At 68.5% G+C, this 16,668-nt stretch carries 12 protein-coding genes; 9 read left to right on the forward strand and 3 right to left on the reverse strand.

Annotation, left to right across the window (positions count from 1 at the left end):
- The first annotated feature begins 58 nt into the window (after positions 1–58).
- The 9 genes from LDO14_RS08585 (at position 59) to LDO14_RS08625 (ending at position 11,732) form a co-directional block, all read left to right on the forward strand.
- Positions 59–2,884 carry an aconitate hydratase gene (locus LDO14_RS08585; RefSeq protein ID WP_056393627.1) on the forward strand — a complete coding sequence of 942 codons (2,826 nt, stop codon included), beginning with the start codon at positions 59–61 and terminating at the stop codon, positions 2,882–2,884.
- A gap of 128 nt (positions 2,885–3,012) precedes the next feature.
- On the forward strand, positions 3,013–4,986 hold the full coding sequence (gene dxs, locus LDO14_RS08590) for a 1-deoxy-D-xylulose-5-phosphate synthase (protein WP_018770740.1): 1,974 nt from the start codon (positions 3,013–3,015) through the stop codon (positions 4,984–4,986).
- Positions 4,983–5,600 carry a DUF402 domain-containing protein gene (locus LDO14_RS08595; protein ID WP_018770741.1) on the forward strand — a complete coding sequence of 206 codons (618 nt, stop codon included), beginning with the start codon at positions 4,983–4,985 and terminating at the stop codon, positions 5,598–5,600. Before dxs ends, LDO14_RS08595 begins: the two co-directional genes overlap by 4 nt.
- Positions 5,597–6,157, forward strand: a complete 561-nt coding sequence (locus LDO14_RS08600; RefSeq protein ID WP_223994816.1) for a hypothetical protein — start codon at positions 5,597–5,599, stop codon at positions 6,155–6,157. The genes LDO14_RS08595 and LDO14_RS08600 overlap by 4 nt, the downstream gene beginning before the upstream one ends.
- A gap of 9 nt (positions 6,158–6,166) precedes the next feature.
- Positions 6,167–7,144: an aldo/keto reductase gene (locus LDO14_RS08605; RefSeq protein WP_223994818.1), complete on the forward strand. Its 978-nt coding sequence runs from the start codon at positions 6,167–6,169 to the stop codon at positions 7,142–7,144.
- Between the two features lie 6 nt (positions 7,145–7,150).
- On the forward strand, positions 7,151–8,176 hold the full coding sequence (locus LDO14_RS08610; protein WP_134164365.1) for a nucleoside hydrolase: 1,026 nt from the start codon (positions 7,151–7,153) through the stop codon (positions 8,174–8,176).
- A gap of 185 nt (positions 8,177–8,361) precedes the next feature.
- Positions 8,362–9,249: a hypothetical protein gene (locus LDO14_RS08615; RefSeq protein WP_056393637.1), complete on the forward strand. Its 888-nt coding sequence runs from the start codon at positions 8,362–8,364 to the stop codon at positions 9,247–9,249.
- Between the two features lie 10 nt (positions 9,250–9,259).
- Positions 9,260–10,048: an energy-coupling factor transporter transmembrane component T gene (locus LDO14_RS08620; protein WP_223994820.1), complete on the forward strand. Its 789-nt coding sequence runs from the start codon at positions 9,260–9,262 to the stop codon at positions 10,046–10,048.
- Positions 10,041–11,732, forward strand: coding sequence for an ABC transporter ATP-binding protein (locus LDO14_RS08625; RefSeq protein WP_223994822.1), 1,692 nt, complete (start codon positions 10,041–10,043; stop codon positions 11,730–11,732). Before LDO14_RS08620 ends, LDO14_RS08625 begins: the two co-directional genes overlap by 8 nt.
- A 40-nt stretch (positions 11,733–11,772) precedes the next feature.
- Here the strand turns inward: LDO14_RS08625 and LDO14_RS08630 are convergent, their stop codons facing one another.
- The 3 genes from LDO14_RS08630 to LDO14_RS08640 form a co-directional block, all read right to left on the reverse strand.
- Positions 11,773–13,935 carry a 3-hydroxyacyl-CoA dehydrogenase NAD-binding domain-containing protein gene (locus tag LDO14_RS08630; RefSeq protein WP_134164359.1) on the reverse strand — a complete coding sequence of 721 codons (2,163 nt, stop codon included), beginning with the start codon at positions 13,933–13,935 and terminating at the stop codon, positions 11,773–11,775.
- Positions 13,932–15,206, reverse strand: coding sequence for an acetyl-CoA C-acyltransferase (locus tag LDO14_RS08635; protein ID WP_223994825.1), 1,275 nt, complete (start codon positions 15,204–15,206; stop codon positions 13,932–13,934). The genes LDO14_RS08630 and LDO14_RS08635 overlap by 4 nt, the downstream gene beginning before the upstream one ends.
- Positions 15,207–15,325: 119 nt before the next feature.
- The gene (locus LDO14_RS08640) at positions 15,326–16,660 is read right to left on the reverse strand and encodes an HRDC domain-containing protein (RefSeq protein ID WP_223994827.1); all 1,335 of its coding nucleotides are present in this window, start codon (positions 16,658–16,660) and stop codon (positions 15,326–15,328) included.
- Between the last annotated feature and the right edge of the window lie 8 nt (positions 16,661–16,668).

Genomic DNA, 16,668 nt, shown 5'->3' on the forward strand with positions numbered 1-16,668 from the left:
AACTAGCAGGCGGTCAACCGCGCGACAAAGATGAAACTGTTGCGAGAGGAGTCCTGCGATGAGCACTGTGGACAGCTTCGGTTCAAAAGGCAAACTTAATGTAGCCGGAACCGAATACGAAATTTTCCGGTTGAACTCCGTTGAAGGTGCAGAAGCCCTTCCGTTCAGCCTCAAGGTATTGCTTGAAAACCTGCTGAGGACCGAGGACGGCGCGAACATCACTGCCGATCACGTTCGCGCTTTGGCAGGCTGGGATCCTAATGCGGAGCCCGATACAGAAATCCAGTTCACGCCGGCACGCGTGATCATGCAGGACTTCACCGGCGTTCCCTGCGTGGTTGACCTGGCGACGATGCGTGAAGCCGTCAAGGAACTGGGCGGCGACCCCAAGCGGGTCAACCCGCTGGCGCCGGCCGAGATGGTCATCGACCACTCGGTCCAGATCGATGCCTTCGGCAACTCCGGCGCGCTGGAGCGCAACATGGAGATCGAATACCAGCGCAACGGTGAGCGCTACCAGTTCCTGCGCTGGGGCCAGACCGCGTTCGACGACTTCAAGGTGGTTCCCCCGGGAACCGGCATTGTGCACCAAGTCAACATCGAGTACCTGGCCCGCACCGTCATGACCCGCGAAGTGGGCGGCGTCCTGCGCGCCTACCCTGACACCTGCGTAGGCACCGACTCCCACACCACCATGGTCAACGGCCTGGGCGTGCTGGGCTGGGGCGTGGGCGGCATCGAAGCCGAGGCCGCCATGCTCGGCCAGCCCGTCTCCATGCTGATCCCGCGCGTCGTGGGCTTCAAGCTCAGCGGCAGCATCCCCGCCGGCGCCACCGCAACCGACGTAGTGCTGACCATCACCGAGATGCTCCGCAAGCACGGCGTGGTGGGCAAGTTCGTGGAGTTCTACGGCGAGGGTGTCGCAGCGGTGCCGCTGGCCAATCGCGCCACCATCGGCAACATGAGCCCGGAGTTCGGCTCCACGGCTGCCATGTTCCCGATCGACGACGTCACCCTGGACTACCTGCGCCTCACCGGCCGCTCCGAGCAGAACGTCGCCCTCGTGGAGGCGTACGCGAAGGAACAGGGCCTGTGGCACGACGCGTCGCGCGACATCAAGTTCTCCGAGTACCTGGAACTGGACCTGTCCACCGTTGTCCCGTCCATTGCAGGCCCCAAGCGCCCGCAGGACCGCATCGAGTTGACCGAGGCCAAGGACGAGTTCCGCCACGACCTCAAGAACTACGTGTCCCATGACGCCAACGCGGGCACCCTGGACGAGTCCCTCGAAGAGAGCTTCCCGGCCTCCGACGCCCCGTCCTTCACCTCCGGCGGAACCCACGTCTCCGACACCGACCGCGAACCGCCGAAGTATTCGGCGGCCCACGGCGGCGCCGGGCGGATCACCAGCCCGGTTCCCGTGAAGATGGCTGACGGACGCGAGTTCGAGCTGGACCACGGCGCGGTCACCATCGCGTCCATCACGTCCTGCACCAACACGTCCAACCCCTCGGTCATGCTGGCCGCCGCCGTCCTGGCGCGCAACGCCGTCGAAAAGGGCCTCACCGCCAAGCCGTGGGTCAAGACCTCAGTCGCCCCGGGTTCGAAGGTTGTCACCGACTACTACGAAAAGTCCGGCCTGACCCCCTACCTGGAGAAGCTCGGCTTCTACATCGTGGGCTACGGCTGCGCCACCTGCATCGGCAACTCCGGCCCGCTGGAACCCGAGATCTCCGAGGCCATCCAGGCCAACGACCTCGCCGTCAGCGCCGTCCTGTCGGGCAACCGCAACTTCGAAGGCCGGATCAACCCGGACGTCAAGATGAACTACCTGGCGTCCCCGCCGCTGGTCATCGCCTACGCCCTGGCCGGTTCCATGGACTTCGACTTCGAGACCGACGCGCTCGGCAAGGACGAGGCCGGCAACGACGTCTTCCTGAAGGACATCTGGCCCAACCCCGTTGAGGTCCAGCAGGTCATCGATTCCTCGATCGACAAGGAAATGTTCGCCAAGGGCTACGAGGGCGTCTTCGACGGCGACGACCGCTGGAAGGCACTGGACACCCCGGCTGGCGACACCTTCGCCTGGGATCCGAACTCCACCTACGTCCGGAAGCCCCCGTACTTCGAGGGCATGCAGGCGACGCCGGAACCGGTCAAGGACATCACCGGCGCCCGCGTGCTGCTGAAGCTCGGCGACTCCGTCACCACCGACCACATCTCCCCGGCCGGTTCGTTCAAGTCCGACACCCCCGCCGGCCAGTACCTGCTGGCCAACGGCGTGGAGCGCAAGGACTTCAACTCCTACGGCTCGCGCCGTGGCAACCACGAGGTGATGATCCGCGGTACGTTCGCGAACATCCGCATCAAGAACCAGCTCCTGGACGGTGTTGAGGGTGGCTTCACCCGCGACTTCACCCAGGCTGACGGCCCGCAGGCCTACGTCTACGACGCCGCGCAGAACTACCAGGCAGCCGGCACCCCGCTGGTGGTCCTGGCCGGCAAGGAGTACGGCTCCGGTTCGTCCCGTGACTGGGCCGCCAAGGGTACCGCCCTGCTGGGTGTCAAGGCTGTCATCGCCGAAAGCTACGAGCGCATCCACCGCTCCAACCTGATCGGCATGGGCGTCCTGCCGCTGCAGTTCCCGGCCGGCGAGAACGCTGCCAGCCTGGGCCTGACCGGCACGGAAACCTTCTCGGTGGAGGGCGTCACTGCCCTGAACGAGGGCACCACGCCCAAGACCCTGAAGGTCACCGCCACCGCCGAGGACGGCTCCTCGAAGTCGTTCGACGCCGTCCTGCGCATCGATACGCCGGGTGAAGCGGACTACTACCGCAACGGCGGCATCCTGCAGTACGTGCTGCGCCAGATCTCCGCCAACTAGCGGTACCTGCCAGCAGGCACCATCCTCCCGAAGCCCCGGCCGGTCACCGACCAGCCGGGGCTTCGGCTTTGCAGCCAAGCCAAGGCGTTAGAGTTAAACGGCACGTCTACCACCCGAAGGAGGGGTCATTGGGAATCTTGGACACCATCCGGAATCCGCAGGACCTGAACGAGTTGACCGAGGAACAGCTGGAACAGCTGGCCTCGGAGATCAGGGAATTCCTGATCACTAACGTTTCCCAGACGGGCGGCCACCTCGGACCCAACCTCGGCGTCGTGGAGCTGACGCTGGCCGTGCACCGCATTTTCGAATCGCCCCGCGACAGCATCGTCTTCGACACGGGCCACCAGTCCTACGTCCATAAGCTGCTGACCGGACGCCAGGACTTCAGCACCCTTCGCCAGGAAGGCGGACTCTCCGGCTACCCCGCGCGGGCCGAATCGGAGCACGACATCGTCGAAAGCTCCCACGCATCCTCCTCCCTGTCCTGGGCCGACGGCATCTCCCGCGCCCGCCAGCTCACGGGAGAAGGCGACAGGCACGTCGTCGCCATCGTGGGCGACGGCGCCCTCACCGGCGGGATGGCCTGGGAAGCCATCAACAACATCGCCGCGGACAAGAAGCGCCGCGTGGTCATCGTGGTCAACGACAACGGCCGCTCCTACGCACCCACCGTCGGCGGATTCGCCGACTACCTTGCCTCCCTGCGCCCCACCATCGACTCCTTCCGCGCCGCGCCGGCGTATGAGGGCGCACTGGACTGGTGGAAGAAGAAACTCCAGAACGGCGGCCCGGTGGGCCAGTTCACCTACAAGAGCCTGCATGCCATGAAGAAGGGCATCAAGGACTGGTGGGCCCCGCAGGGCATGTTCGAGGACCTGGGCATGAAATACATCGGTCCGGTGGACGGGCACAACCTCCAGGCCATGGAACACGCGCTCTCCACCGCCAGGAACTACGGCGGCCCCGTCATCGTCCACGCCATGACGGAGAAGGGCCACGGCTACGCTCCTGCCCGGGCCCATGAAGCAGACCAGTTCCACGCCGTCGGCATCATCGACCCCGAGACCGGCGAACCAACCGGCAGTGGGGGCGCCCAGTCCTGGACCTCCGTCTTCGCCGATGAGATCGCCGCCATCGCCGACGAGCGCGAGGACATTGTCGGCATCACCGGCGCCATGCTGATCCCGGTGGGCCTGCACAAATTTGCGGCCAAGCACCCCGAGCGCGTCATCGACGTCGGGATCGCCGAACAGCATGCGCTCACCGCGGCCGCCGGCATGGCCTTTGGCGGGCTGCATCCGGTGGTTGCCGTCTATGCCACTTTCCTGAACCGCGCCTTCGACCAACTGCTGATGGACGTCGCCCTGCACAAGGCAGGCGTCACCATTGTCCTGGACCGCGCGGGGGTCACCGGCCCGGACGGTGCCAGCCACCACGGCATGTGGGACATGGCCATGGTCCAGATCGTCCCCGGCCTCCACCTGGCCGCGCCCCGCGACGCCACCCGGCTCCGGGAGGAACTGCGCGAAGCGGTGGCCATCAGCGACGCCCCCAGCGTGGTCCGCTTCTCCAAGGGCTCTGTTGGTCCGGCGGTCGAGGCGCTGGAGCGGCTGAGCGACGGCGTGGACATCCTTGCCCGCCGCCCCTCCGGCTCCACCGAGAACGACGTCCTGATCGTCAGCGTCGGCGCGATGTCCGAGCTGGCCCTCGACGTTTCCAACCGGCTCGGGGCGCAGGGCATCAGCACCACCGTAGTGGATCCGCGCTGGGTCCTCCCGGTCCGCCATTCCATCATCGCGCTGGCCTCGCACCACCGGCTGGTGATCTGCATCGAGGACGGCGTCCGCGCCGGTGGCGTGGGATCGCGCATCCGGCAGGAGATGCGGGCGGCAGGCGTGGACACCGCCCTGAACGAGGTTGGCCTGCCCGTCGAGTTCCTGGAGCATGGCACCCGCAACCAGGTGCTGGAGCGCGTTGGGCTGACCGCCCAGCAGATCACTCACGACGTCGTTGCGCAGGTCCTGGGAACCAAGGTTCCGTTTGCGCGGCCCCTGCCCGGGCAGCAGCACCCCACCACCGGCAGCCTCCCGATCCTGTGAGGGACGAGGACGAGCTGAAGTATCCCGGCCCCGCCGGGGAGTCCGGACCGGTCCTGCACACCACCACCACGCGCGTTCCCAACGGCCTAAAGCCGGGACAGCTGGTGGTCTCCCGGAACCGGAAGTGGAACGGCAAGGCCCACTGGGTGGTGCCGGGCCGGTACCTGGGCGAAGACCGGCACGGGTGGTGGATCTTCCAGGGCACCAACGAGTTCTGCTCCCGCCCCGGCGCCGCGTTCTACACGCGCTCCGACGCCGTCCTGCTGGTGCCGCGCGAGGGTGACTGGGTGGCCACGTTCTACGACTCCGCGCATCCGGCGGGAGTACGGGTCTACATCGACCTGGCGGTGGGCCACGAATGGACACACATCCGGCCGGCGGTGACCGAGTTCCACGTGATCGACATGGACCTGGACGTCATCCGGACGGCTGACCGCGGCGTCTTCATCGACGACCAGGACGAGTTCGCCGAACACAGCGTCTCCATGCGCTACCCGCAGCAACTGATTGAGGACATCCAGGCCGCAGCGGACGGGCTTTACCACGCCGTGAAGGCACAGCAGGCGCCATTCGACGGCACCGACGTCGAATGGTTTACAGAAGGACGTAAATGAGCGGCATTGTCAGGGTCTACAAGCGCGACGACGAGGGCACCCTCCACTTCCGGGAGGCCTGGTTCGACGAGGAGTACTCCCAGTTCGTCATGAACTTCGGCGCCGTGGGGCACCAGAGCAAAACCGAGGAAACCGACGTCCCGGATGCTGCTGCCGCGGAGGGCCTCCTGGACGCCTTCGCAGCCCAGTGCGCGGAGGACGGCTACGCCGAGATCCCCACCGAGGAACAGTTCTGGGTGGTGGCGCAGTTCGCGCTCAAGACCAAGGAGGGCACCGACCGGGACCGCTACCTGGAGCAGAAGGCCACGGACGCCCTGATCAGCCACCTCGCCTGGCGCGGCCTGGGCACGGTGGAGCGGTCCGAATTCACTGACTACAAGCTCAACATCTTCTGCCTCTGCCCGGACGTGAACAAGGCCGTCAACGCCATCAAAGTCTGCGCCCGCGGCGAGGACCTTGACTTCACCAAGCTCAGCATCGGCGCCGCCCCCTACGGCGACCCTGGCCACTTCAAACTCAAGCACTCAGCCAAGCCCGCCAGCAACTTCACCCTCTAGGAGGCGTCCTTGACCAGTTACCGCCGCGTTGGAAAATCCGGCCTGACCGTCTCCACCGTGGGCCTTGGCTGCAACAACCTTGGCCGCGCCAATACCGCCACCGAGACGCAGGACGCCACGGACGCCGTCGTCCACGCAGCGGTGGATGCCGGCATCACCCTCTTCGACGTTGCCGACACCTATGGGCGGGAGCCCGGATTGAGCGAAACCATGCTCGGCAAGGCCCTCGGAAACAAGCGCTCCGGCGTCGTCCTGGCCACCAAGTTCGGCATGGACATGAAGGGCGGCAGCGGGCCGGACTTCGGCGCCCGCGGGTCGCGGCGCTACATCATCCAGGCGGTGGAGGCCTCGCTGCGGCGCCTCGGCACGGACTGGATCGACCTCTACCAGTTCCACACCCCGGATCCGCTGACCCCCATCGATGAGACCCTCGCGGCGCTGGACACCCTGGTCCGCAGCGGCAAGGTCCGCTACATCGGCCACTCCAACCGTTCCGGCTGGCAGATCGCCCAGGCGGAGTACGTGGCCCGCGAACTGGGCACGGCCCGCTTCATCTCCACCCAGAACCACTACAACCTCCTGGACCGCCGTGCCGAGCTTGAGGTGACGCCCGCCGCGGAGGAGTTCGGGCTCGGTGTCCTGCCGTATTTCCCGCTGGCCAACGGACTCCTCACCGGCAAGTACTCACCGGGCCATGCCCCGCAGGGGTCCCGGCTCAGCCACACCCGCACCAACATGGTGGACGACGCCGACTGGGACCAGTTGGGCCGGTTCAGCGCCTTCGCGAAGGAACGCGGGCTGACTGAAATCGAGGTGGCCTTCTCCTGGCTTGCCGCCCAGCCCTCGGTGGCCAGCGTCATCGCAGGGGCCACCAGGCCGGAGCAGGTCAGGCAGAACGCGGAAGCGGCGAACTGGGTCCCCACGCCCGAAGACCTGGCTGACCTGGACGGGATCTTCCCGGCAGTGCCCAAGGTCGCGCTCTTCTAGGCCGCCGTGCCCGCCTACCTCCTGGATGTTGACACCGGGATCGACGACGCCCTGGCCCTTGCCTACCTGGCCGCCCTCCCGGACACGGAGATCGTGGCGGTCACGGCCTCTCCCGGCAACGTGGACGCGGACCAGGTTGCCCGCAACACCCTGGCCCTGCTGGAACTGTGCGGCAGGTCCGGGGTCCAGGTGGCGGTTGGTGCCCGCCAGCCCCTGTCCATCCCGCTGCTCACCACCCCTGAGACCCACGGACCGCAAGGGATCGGGTACGCCGTGCTGCCCGAACCCGCCGGGCGGCTCTGCGACCGGGACGCCGTGGACCTCTGGATCGAACATGCCAGGGCCAGGCCAGGCGAGCTCACCGCGCTCATCACCGCACCGCTGACCAACTTCGCCCTGGCCCTGCGCAAGGAACCGGAACTGCCCAACCTACTGGCCAAGGCAGTAATCATGGGCGGCGCCTTCTACCACCAGGGCAACACCACCCCCACCGCCGAGTGGAACACGCACGTGGATCCGCACGCCGCCAAGGAGGTCTACGCCGCGTACCGGGGAAGGCCGCTGGAGAAACTCCCCATCGTCTGCTCCCTCGACACCACCGAACGCATGGAACTGCACCCGGCCCACGTCACGGCGCTGGCCCGGGCCGCGGGTGCCGGCGTTCCCGAACTGCTGCTCCCGGAACAGCCGGAAGGGCGGCGCAGCACCTCCGACAACACCCTCATCAGGCACCTTTCAGATGCCCTGCGGTTCTACTTTGAATTCCACCGGCTCTACGACCAGGGATACCTGGCCCACGTCCACGACTTCTTCGCCGCAGGAGTCGCGGCAGGCACGCTCGAGTACACGGCGCGGACCGCCACCGTGGACGTCGAAACGGATTCGCCGCTCCTGGCGGGAACCACTGTGGCCGACTTCCGCGGGCTCTGGGGCACACCCCCAAACGCCAGGATTGTCGACAGCAACAACCCGGAGCAGGCGTTCCGCGAACTCGTGTCCGCCATCGGAAGCCTGGCCCGCCGGGTTGGCTGACAGGGCAGGGGCGGACCCGTCATGACCGGGCCACCCGGCACGGGACGCTGCCGGACGATGGCCGGTAGAATGGGCCACGGACCGGCCCGGCGCAGTTGCCGCCGGCTGCTGCCGAGGTGACATAGGCAGCCACACTCCGGCCCGGCGCTGCCGGGCCACTGCCTGCACCCAAAGGAACATTCCCCATGTCATCGCCCTCTTTGACGCTTCCGTCCCAGGAACGCCCGGCGGCCCGCCGCCGGCTGCTGGAGATCCTCGGCGCCCTGGCCATCGCGGCCACCTATGTCTACCTGGTGCTCAACCAGCCGGCAGACATCACCGGAGGTCCGGGCAGCGCATCGGCCCTGATCGCCCTCACCGGCTTCCTGGCAGGCGCAGTCCTGCTGATCGTCGCCGTCCTGCCCACGCTGCCCGCGTCCACCCTGGTGCTCATTCCGGTGGCCCTGGTCCTGAACATCGTGCTCGGCCAGTTCGTTGGCAGCACCCTGGTTCCCTTCTACCTCGACGCCATCGGCACGGTGTTGATCGCGGTCCTGGCCGGCCCGGCCGCCGGTGCCGCTACGGGAGCGCTCAGCAGCATCGTCTGGTCCTTCTTCAACCCCACGGTGCTTCCGTTCGCAGCCGGCGCCGCGCTCATTGGCTGCCTGGCCGGGCTGGCAGCACGCTACGGCCTCTTCCGCCGCTTCTACCTGGCTCCCGTGGCCGGTTTCGCCACCGGAATCATCGCCGGCGTGGTGTCCGCCCCGGTGGCCGCCTTCGTCTTCGGGGGCACCTCCGGCGTGGCCACGGGGGCCATCGTCAGCGCCTTCCGGGCCATGGGGGACACCCTCCTGGCCGCGATCACCAAGCAGGCACTGATCTCCGACCCTATGGACAAGGCCATCGTGTTCACAGTCGTGGCCATCCTGGTCTATGCGCTGCCCCGCAGGGCACGCCTGCAGTTCCCTTTCGTGCGGCGCCACCGGGTCCTGGCCGGCAACACCCCCGTGGAGGCCGCGGCTGACGCTCCCGCACAGGGGCCCGGGCACGGTCCCGCGCAGGGCACCTCCCCGGATTCTGCACGGAAGGGCTGACCGCAACGCTGTGACGGCACCATCGGCAGGCAGGACGGCAGCGCCGGCCAGGCGGGAACGCCTTAACCCGCTGACGTCGCTGACGGCTGCCGCGGCCACGGCGGCCATTACGACGGCGGCCGGCACCTGGCCGCTGTCCCTCGCCGTGGTTGCCGCCTGCCTTGGCCTGTCCGTGGCGGGCGGCACGGCCCGGCGGGTGCTCCCGGCGGCTGCGGCAGTCCTGGTCCCGCTTGGCCTGTCGCTGCTGTGGCTGCACGGACTGTTCTTCCCGGAGGGCAGGACCGTCCTGGCAGAGTGGGGACCTGCCCGTATCACCCAGGAGGGCCTGGCCTTCGCCGGGCAGCGGTTCCTGCAGCTGGCGGCCGTGGTCCTGGCCCTCCTGCTGTTCTCCTTCAGCGTCCGCGTGCCCGACCTCGTGGCGGCCTTGTCCGCCCGCGGCGTACAGGGCCGGTTCGCCTTCGTACTGGCGTCCACCCTGACCCTGCTGCCGGCCATCGCCGCCCGGGCGCAGCGTATCCGGCAGGCCCAGGAATCACGCGGCCTGGTGGTCTCCCGCAGCCTGGTGTCCAGGTTGGGCGCGTTCCGGCTGCAGGCCGTTCCGCTGGTCCTCTCCCTGATCGATGATGCCGGCACCCGTGCTGCCGCCCTGGAAGCCCGGGGACTCAGCAACACCGGGCCGCGGACCAGCTACCGCGAGGTGGCTGATTCCGGCCGGCAGCGGACAGTACGCATCGTGCTGGTGCTCGCTGCCCTGGCGGCAGTGGTTCTCCGGGTAGTGCAGGCGGGCGCAGGTGGCTGAGCCCATGGTGTCCCGCGGCCAACGCAATGCCAGTGATGCGGGCAATGCCAGCGATGCCAGTAATGCGGGCAATGACAGTAATGCCGGCAATGACAGCCATGCCGGTGATGCGGCTACGTCAGGCAAGCCGGTGCTGGCCGCCGGGATCCGGCACTTCACCTTCCACGACGGGCAGGTCCCGGCCCTGCAGGATGTCGCCATATCTCTTGCACCGGGCTCCTTCACGGCCATCCTGGGCGCCTCCGGAAGCGGGAAGTCCACCCTGGGCCGCCTGCTGGCCGGGTGGCTGCCTCCGGGCGGCCACGGATCGCTGGCAGGGTTCCTTGAGTTGTCCGGCACGCGCCTGGAGTTTGCCGGCGGCGCGGGGGACCCGCGGATCGATCCCGCCCAGTGGGGCCGCCACGTGGGCTTTGTCCCCCAGGACCCCGGCGCCGTGCTGTCCACCGTCCGCGCCACGGTGGCGGAGGAACTCGCGTTTGGACTGGAGAATGCCGGTACGGGGCGTGGTGACATGCAGGCGGCGGTGCAGCGCACGGCCGGGCTGCTGGGACTTCAGGGCCTGCTGGACCAGGACCCCGGGACGCTTTCCGGTGGCCAGCTCCGCCGGCTGGCCATCGGCTGCGCCATCATCGCCGGACCTCCTGTGCTGGTCATGGACGAGCCCTTCGCCTCCCTGGACGCGGCAGGGGCGGAGGATCTTGCCACCCTGGTCCTGGACCTGCTGAAGCGGGGTACCGCCGTCGTAATCCTCAGCCAGGTGGTCGACCCCCTGCTCCTGGACGCAGACACATGGGTGGTACTCGCTGGCGGCATGGTCACGGCAGCGGGGCATCCCGCCGGTATGGGAGCGGGGCATTCCGGAGATGGCGGTGTCCCGCCAGTGCTGCCCCGGGCAATCAGGCGTCCTGCCGTGCCGGAGTCCGCGGTACCGCCAAGGCGGCCTGCAGCCCGGCAGGCGGGGCCGGCTGCCCTGCAGCTCCGCGGCGTCTCCTTCGCGTACCCGGACCCGCAGGTTCGCGGAAAAGAAAGCCGCAGAAGATGGGGCAGGGCGGCACCGGCGGGCGGCCTGAACACAGGCACCCCAGTGCTGCAGGACATCAGCCTGCAGGTCCACCCGGGGGAGATCGTGGCGGTCACCGGGCCCAACGGCGCCGGAAAATCGACGCTCCTGCGGCACTTCAACGGGCTGCTGCGACCCACCGCGGGAACTGTCCTGGTCAGCGGCAGCGACATCTCAAGCGACCCCGTCGGACGGACCGCTGCATCCGTGGGCCTGTTGTTCCAGCAGCCGCGCGACCAGCTGTTTGAACGGACCGTACTGCGGGAGGTCAGCTTCGGGCTGGAGCGTTTGGTGGGCCGGGGCATGGTTGCCGGCCGCGCCGCCGCGGCGCTTCAGGCCGTCGGGCTGGCGGAGGCCGCCGACGAGCACCCCGCCGAGCTGCCGGCATCCGCCCAGCGCCTCCTGGCGCTGGCCACCGTCCTGGCGCGCAGGCCCGCCGTCCTGGCGCTGGACGAACCTACCGTGGCACTGGACGGGGACGGGCTGGCCCTGCTGGACGCCGCCGTCGGATCGGCAGCAGCGGCGGGCGCCGCCGTCGTGCTGGTCACCCATGACCTGGGCTACGCACGGACGGCGGCGCACCGGCTCCTGACGCTCGACGGCGGCCGGCTGACCCCGGCCTGACAGGCAGCACCCACCGTCCTGGCTGCCGGCCTGGTGCCGGTTACCCTGCGGCGGGGGACGCGACGCCCGGTGCCAGGAAACGCCTGCCGTTGACCCGCTCCGCGGCCCCCACCCGGTCCAGGTACGGCGTGATGCCACCCAGGAACATGGGCCAGCCCGCGCCCAGGATCATGCACAGGTCGATGTCCTCGGGTCCGGCGACGACGCCCTCGTCCAGCATGAGGCCGATTTCCTCAGCCAGGGCATCCTGGACGCGGTGCAGCACCTGCTCCGCCGTGGACGGGCTGGAGCCAAAGGACAGCAGCTCAAGCGTGGACTGGGGGATGGTCCGCGAACCGTCCGGGGCGGTCTCCCACAGTGCTTTGACGTTGTTGTCGATGAGCTTCTTGAGGTTATCGGAGACCGGGAAGCGGTCGCCGAAGGCGGCGTTCAGGGACTCCTGGACATGCTGCGCAACGGGCAGGCCCACCATGGCCAGCAGCGTGAACGGCGTCATGGGCAGCCCCATGGGCCGCAACGCGGCGTCCGCCACCTCCGCCGGGGTGCCCTCGTCGAAGGCCGCCGTGACTTCCCCCATGAGCCTCAGCAGGATGCGGTTGACCACGAACGCGGCCGCATCCTTGACCAGCACGCCGTTCTTCTTCAGCGCCTTGGCCAGTTCGAAGGCGGTGGCCAGCACGGCATCGTCCGTGCGCGGGGCGCGGACGATTTCCAGCAGCGGCATCACAGCCACGGGATTGAAGAAGTGGAAGCCCACCAGCCGTTCGGGATGCTGCAGGTCCGCGGCCATTTCCGTCACGGAGAGCGAGGACGTGTTCGTGGCCAGGATGCACTCCGGCGCCACGATGCCTTCCAGCTCGGCGAAGACCTGCTTCTTGATGTGCAGTTCCTCGAAGACGGCCTCGATCACGAAGTCGGCGTCAGCGAAGGCGTCCTTTGACACCGAGCCCGTCACCAGCGCCTTGGTCCGGTTGGCCGCGTCCTGGCTTAGGCGCTGCTTGGCCAGCAGCTTGTCCACCTCGGCGTGGACGTACGCAACGCCTTTGTCCACGCGCGCCTGGTCGATGTCGGTCAGGACCACGGGCACCTTCAGCTGGCGGGCAAAAAGCAGGGCCAGTTGGCCGGCCATCAGTCCGGCGCCCACCACGCCCACCTTGGTGACGGGCCGGGCCAGCTTGCGGTCAGGGGCGCCGGCCGGGCGTTTGGCACGCTTCTGCACCAGGTCGAGGAAGGCGTAGACGGTGGAGCGGAACTCATCCGTCTGCATCAGCCCGGCCAGTGTTTCGCATTCCAGCGCGGCGGACTCCGCCGCTGTCATGGTGCGGTTTGCCTCGAGGATGTCCAGGACCTTGGCTGGGGCTGGGGAGGCGTTGGAGGTCTTGGCCTCGACGAAGGCCCGCCCCGCGTCCACCGCGGCGGCCCAGCGGGTTGCCGCGTCAGGGGAGGAAGGGTCGACGGCGTTGGCCCGCTCCGGGACCACCTCACCGGAGATGACACCGGCCGCCCAGGCCAGCGACTGTTCCAGGAAGTCTGCAGGCTCGAAGAGGGCGTCGGCGATGCCCATGCCGAATGCCTGCGCACCGGTGAGGGGGCGGTTGTTGCTGAGCGGGTTTTCGATCATGACCTTTACGGCATTTTCCGGGCCCACCAGGCGGGGAAGGATGTAGACGCCGCCCCAGCCGGGCACCAGGCCAAGGAAGGCTTCCGGAAGCGCCAGGGCACCCGCCCCTGTGGACACCGTGCGGTAGGTGGACTGCAGGGCGATTTCCAGGCCGCCGCCCAGCGCGGCGCCGTTGATGAAGGCGAAGCTGGGGACGCCAAGGTTTGCCAGGGTTGCATAGACGTCGTGGCCCAGCTGTGCCATCCACAGCCCGTGCTCACGCTTTTCCAGCGACTTCACGGCGGAGAGGTCCGCGCCCGCCACCAGGTAATGCGGCTTGCCGGTCACCCCGACGCCAACAATCCCGCCACGGGCCGCACGGTCGCGCAGGCCCTCCAGGACGGTGCCGAGCTCCACCAGGGTGTTGGGGCCCAGGGTGGTGGGTTTGGTGTGGTCCAGGTCGTTGTCCAGGGTGACGAGGGCAAAGGTGCCCGGGCTGGGCCTGCCCGCCGTGCCTGGCAGGGCGATGTCCTGCACATAGGAGTGGGTCACGGTTTCGTTGGGGAAAAGGTCCGCCAACTTGCGGTAATCTGCGGCGCTCATGCCATGGCTCCTTCGGAAACGGCGGCGGTCTTCCCGGAGGGGGTTCCGCTGTAGTCGGGGTGGTGCGGGTTCTCCCAGATCACCGTGCCGCCCATGCCAAGGCCCACGCACATGGTGGTGATCCCGTACCGCACGGAGGGGTCCTCTTCGAACTGGCGGGCCAGCTGGATCATCAGCCGGACACCGGAGGAGGCAAGGGGGTGCCCCACGGCGATGGCGCCGCCGTACCGGTTGACCCGGGGGTCGTCGTCGGCGATGCCGTAGTGGTCAAGGAAGCTCAGGACCTGGACGGCGAACGCCTCGTTGATCTCGAACAGGCCGATGTCCCCGATGGTCAGCCCGGCGTTCTCCAGTGCTTTCTCGGTGGCCGGGACGGGGCCGATGCCCATCACCTCGGGCTCCACCCCCGCATAGGCGTAGCTCAGCAGCCGCATCTTCACGGGCAGCCCCAGCTCTGCGGCGGCCTCGGAGGAGGCAAGGACAGCGGCGGTTGCGCCGTCGTTCAGGCCGGCGGCGTTTCCGGCAGTAACCCGGCCGTGGGCCCGGAACGGCGTGCGCAGGGCGGCCAGGTCGTCCATGGTGGTGCCCGGGCGCGGCGGTTCGTCCTTGCTGTGGACGGTCCAGCCCTCGCCCGGCTTCCGGGCGGCAACGGGAACCAGGTCCGGCTGGATCCTGCCGTCCCGGTAGGCGGCTGCCAGCTTGTCCTGCGAGGCCACCGCGTAGGCATCGGTGCGCTGCTTGGTGATGGCGGGGAAGAGGTCGTGCAGGTTCTCGGCCGTGTTTCCCATGTTCAGGGCTGCCGGGTCCACCAGCCGCTCGGACATGAACCGGGGGTTGGGGTCGGCGCCGGAGCCCATGGGGTGGTGGCCCATGTGTTCGACTCCGCCGGCAACCACCACGTCGTAGGCGCCGAATCCGATGCCGCCGGCCGTGGTGGTGACGGCCGTCATGGCACCGGCGCACATCCGGTCGATGGCGAAGCCGGGGACCGTCCGGGGGAGACCGGCCAGCAGCGCGGCGGTCCGGCCCAGGGTGAGGCCCTGGTCGCCGGTCTGGGTGGTGGCGGCAATGGCCACCTCATCGATCCGCTCCGAAGGCAGGGAGGGGTTGCGGCGAAGGAGGCCGCGGATGCACTTCACGATCAGGTCGTCGGCCCGGGTTCCGGCGTAAATTCCTTTCTCGCCGGCCCTGCCGAAGGGTGTGCGGATGCCGTCCACAAAGACGACGTCGCGGACAGTGCGCGGGGATGCGCCGCTTCCGTGCTGGCTCACGTGTAACTCCTCATCGAGACGTAGCGCCGGGCGCATGCCGGAGTGCGGCACTCACCTGGCGTCGGTCACACCGATGTTACTCGTGAGTAACTTAGCCTGCAAGGGCTGACGCGAAAAGGTTATTGGCCGGCCGCCGCAGCGGCCTGTTTGGGTTCCTTGGGTGGAAGCGGCTGCGGGTCCAGGAAGGCGGCGGAGATCAGCGGAGCCGTGAGTTCCACCTGCCACGGGCGGGCGCCCAGGGTCCGCAATTCCGCGGAAATCGAGTCTTCAGTGACGTCCGCGGGCGGCCGCCAGGCCACGCGCCGGAGGTAGTCGGGCGTCAGGAGGTTCTCCAGCGGGAGGTTCAATTCCTCGGCTTTCGCCTGGAGCAGGGGCCGGGCCGTGGCCAGGCGGGCAGCGGCTTCCGGATCGCGGTCGGCCCAGACCCGCGGCGGCGGCGGGGTGTTGGTGGCCAGGTGCAGGGGTGGCAGGTCCTCCAGGTCCCGGGCGGCCGCGATGCAGCGCAGCCACCGCGGCGCTTCGCGCTGGGCAGCGCGCCCGTGGAACCCCTTGGTGGTGAGCAGCTGTGGGACGGTGGCGGGCATGGCCTTCGCCGCGGCGACGAGGGCCGAGTCGGGGAGCAGCCGGCCCGGTGCCACATCGCGTTTTTGCGCCAGCGAGTCGCGTTCCAGCCACAGTTCGCGGACTGCGGCCAGCTGGCGGCGGTCCCGGATCTGGTGCAGGCCCGAGGTCTTCCGCCACGGGTCAACGCGCGGGGGAGCGATGCCCGCTGCGAGGATTGCCGCAAATTCCTGCTGGGCGTACTCCAGTTTCCCGTCCGCCTCCAGCAGCTCGATAAGTTCCTCACGCAGTTCGGTCAGGACTTCCACGTCCAGGGCGGCATAGCGCAGCCAGGGCTCCGGCAGGGGCCGGGTGGACCAGTCGGCCGCGGAGTGTTCCTTGGCAAGCCCGAATCCCAGCAGCTGCTCGATGACGGCGGCCAGGCCTACCCGGGGCAGCCCGGCCAGGCGCGCGGCGAGTTCGGTGTCAAAGAGCTTGTCCGGCCACATCCCGAGCTCGGAAAGGCAGGGCAGGTCCTGGGTGGCGGCGTGCAGGATCCATTCGACGCCCCGCAGGGCGTCGTTGATGATGTCCAGGTTCTCGAACGGTTCGGGATCGATCAGCCAGGTTCCGGCGCCCTCGCGGCGGATCTGGACCAGGAAGGCGCGCTGTCCGTAGCGGAAACCTGATGCGCGCTCGGCGTCCACGCCGGCGGGTCCGGTGCCGGCGGCAATGGCCGCGGCACACCGCTCCAGGCCGGACGCAGTTTCGATGACCAGCGGAACGCCGTCCCGGGGGGAGTCAAGGTCGATGATTTCGGGGATGGGGCTGTCAAAGCCCTCCACCGTGATGTGGGATGCGGCAGCAGCAGCCGGGACGCCGGCCGTGGTGTTTTCCGGAATGTTTGGGGTCATGATGCCCC

Origin of the sequence: Arthrobacter sp. NicSoilB11, from assembly GCF_019977375.1 — a bacterium.
In the GTDB taxonomy this organism is placed as follows: Bacteria; Actinomycetota; Actinomycetes; order Actinomycetales; family Micrococcaceae; genus Arthrobacter.